The organism is Micromonospora sp. AMSO1212t, assembly GCF_008868145.1.
In the GTDB taxonomy this organism is placed as follows: Bacteria; Actinomycetota; Actinomycetes; order Mycobacteriales; family Micromonosporaceae; genus Micromonospora; species Micromonospora tulbaghiae.
Genome location: NZ_WBKS01000239.1, coordinates 1 through 2,583 on the forward strand (window position 1 = coordinate 1; position 2,583 = coordinate 2,583).

Annotated in this window: 3 protein-coding genes; 1 reads left to right on the forward strand and 2 read right to left on the reverse strand. The window is 73.6% G+C overall.

Going from position 1 to position 2,583, the window contains the following annotated elements; genetic code table 11:
* The coding region (locus tag F8279_RS29530; RefSeq protein WP_151501695.1) for an AfsR/SARP family transcriptional regulator at positions 1–861 on the reverse strand (861 nt) is incomplete at its 3' end.
* A gap of 141 nt (positions 862–1,002) precedes the next feature.
* Here F8279_RS29530 and F8279_RS29535 point away from each other — a divergent pair.
* Complete coding sequence (locus F8279_RS29535) at positions 1,003–1,827, forward strand: hypothetical protein (RefSeq protein ID WP_151501696.1); 825 nt, start codon at positions 1,003–1,005, stop codon at positions 1,825–1,827.
* 54 nt (positions 1,828–1,881) lie between these two features.
* On the opposite strand, the gene F8279_RS29540 is transcribed toward F8279_RS29535, so the two are convergent.
* On the reverse strand, positions 1,882–2,583 hold a 702-nt coding region (locus F8279_RS29540), incomplete at its 5' end, for an SDR family NAD(P)-dependent oxidoreductase (RefSeq protein ID WP_225853458.1).

A 2,583-nucleotide genomic window follows, 5' to 3' on the forward strand; every position in this document is an offset into this window, starting at 1 on the left:
CTGGGCCGGCGCCTCGGGGGCGGCCGGAATCGGCTCCGGGTCGCCCGCCCATCTCTCGCCCGCCCCGGCCCGTTCCGGACGCGCCCCGGCCAGGAGGTCCGGGTCGGCGCGGAGGATCCGCCGGTGCAGATCCTGGAGCGCCCCGCCCGGCTCGATGCCGTACTCGTCGCGGAGCAGCCCGGCGTACTCGCGGTAGGCCGCCAGCGCCTCGGCCTGCCGTCCGCTGCGGTGCAGCGCCAGCATGAGCTGGTGACGCAGCCGTTCCCGGACCGGGAACTCGGCGACCAGCTCGACCAGCCGGCCGACCAGCTCGCCGTGCCGGCCGTCGGCCAGCTCCAGTTCGGTACGCGTCTCCAGCGCGACGGCGCGCAGCTCCACCAGCCGGTGCCGGGCCGTCTCGAAGTACGCGCCGCCGAACCCGGTGAACGGCTCCCCCTGCCACAGCTCCAGCGCGGCGCTCACCTCGGCGAGCGCCTCCGCCGTACGTCCGGCCGCCTGTGCCGCCCGCGCACGCCGCACGCCCCGCTCGAAGCGCGCCGCGTCCACCGCCTCGGGCGGTACACGCAGCAGGTAGCCCGCGTCGGTGAGGGTGAGCACCCGGGCCGGCGTACGCGGCGACCGGTCCGGCTCCAGCACCCGGCGCAGACCGGCCACATGCTTCTGCACCACGTTGAGGCCGTTGACCGGCGCCTCGTCCGGCCAGACCGCCTCGACGATCTGCCCGGTCGGCACTGGACGGCCCGCGGCGAGCAGCAGCACGGCCAGCACGGCCCGCTGCTTGGCCGGGCCCAGATCGAGCGGACGGCCGGCGTACCAGGCCCGCTGCGGGCCGAGGAGTTCGAAGCGCAGCGCCTCTGACATGCGAGTTTCCGCCCCCGTACCGACTGCCCCCGCCCACCATGGCCGACGGCAGTCGGACGGCAGCATAACGGCAGCGAGGCCGCCGTGACGGCTGCCGATACTTACCCGGCAACAATCACCTGGGAAAGTGAGTCGAACACCATGACGCAGCGAATCGGTTCCGCCGCGAGCCTCCGGCGGATCGCGGCTCTCGCGACGGCTGTGCTGGCCACCACCGTCCTGTCCGCGGGGTGCGGGACCGGGGACGCCACCGAGGGCACCGGAGCGGCGCCCAGCCCGTCGGCCGACCCGAAGGCCGCGCTGCTGGCCGCCGTGCCGGACGAGAAGGACCCGGCCTTCCGGTTCACCACCATCGAGGGCGCGGACAAGTTCGACGGGGTGGTCGACCCGGCGGCGCGCGGCCTCGAGCTGTCCATGTCGGAGAAGAGCAAGGACCCGGAGTTCACCATGGGGATGACCTTCCGCGTGATCGACGAGGACATCTGGATGCGGGTCAAGATCACCGGCATGGCCGGCCTGCAGGACATGATGAAGCTGCCGAAGCGCTGGATGCTCCTGGACCGCACCAAGCTCGACGACGCCTCCGACGTGCCGGTCTACCAGAACGCCGACCCGGCCAACATGGCCGCGGTCATCCGGACCGCGGAGACGGTCGAGGATCGGGGCGACGGCACGTACGCCGGGTTCGCCGACCTGACCGCGAACGCCGACATCCGCGAGAGCTTCACCACGGTGGACGTGGACACGCTCGGTGACGCGGCGAAGAAGGTGCCGTTCACCGCGGTGGTCGGGCCGGACGGCAACCTCACCTCGCTGACCCTGCAGGTGCCGGCCGCGGGCAAGAAGAAGGCGATGAAGGTGGTCGCCAAGTACTACGACTTCGGCAAGGCGCCGAAGATCAGCGCGCCGACGGGCGCGCAGGTGCAGAAGGCGCCGGCGACGGCGTACGAGATGCTCAACGGCTGACCACGACGTACGAGGGGCGGTGGCCACACGGGGGGCCGCCGCCCCTTCGTCGCGTCAGCGGCCGAGCACCGAGCCGCCGTTGACGCCCAGCACCTGCCCGGTGACGTACCCGGCGGACGGGCCGACCAGGTAGCGCACGGCCGCCGCGATGTCGTCCGGCACACCGGCCCGGCCGACGAGCGTGGCGGCGACCCGCTTGGCGTGCCCCTCCGGCGTCATCCGGTCGCCGAAGAACTCGGTCTCGGCGACGTAGCCGGGGCTGACCACGTTCACAGTGATCTGTTCCGGACCGAGCTGGGCGGCGAGGTCGTACGCCCAGCCGTGCAGCGCGGCCTTCGCGGCCGAGTACGGCCCGGCGCCACCGCGCTGCGCGGCGATCGAGCTGAGCAGGACCACCCGGCCGCCGGGACGGCGCAGGGCGGGCAGGAGCGCCTCGGTGAGCAGGACGGCGGTCAGCACGTTGGCGTCCAGGTTGGCCCGCCACCAGTCCGCCACCCCGCCGAGCGAGTCGGTCGGCCCGCTGAGGTAGCCGCCGGCGTTGTTTACCACCGCGTCCACGGCCCGCTCCCCGACGGCGTCCACCACCGCCCCGACCTGCCCCGGATCGGTCAGATCGGCAGCGACGGCAGTGACCGCGCCGTCCCGCCCGCTCTCGTCACAGATCCGCCGCGCCGCCGAGTCGAGCACGTCGATGCGCCGTCCGACGACAAGAACGTCGAACCCGTCCCCGACGAGCCCACGCGCCACCGCGGCCCC

Bases quoted from the DNA above. Each gene is read 5' to 3' on its own strand.
- F8279_RS29535 (WP_151501696.1), top strand. From the start codon at position 1,003: ATGACGCAGCGAATCGGTTCCGCCGCGAGCCTCCGGCGGATCGCGGCT.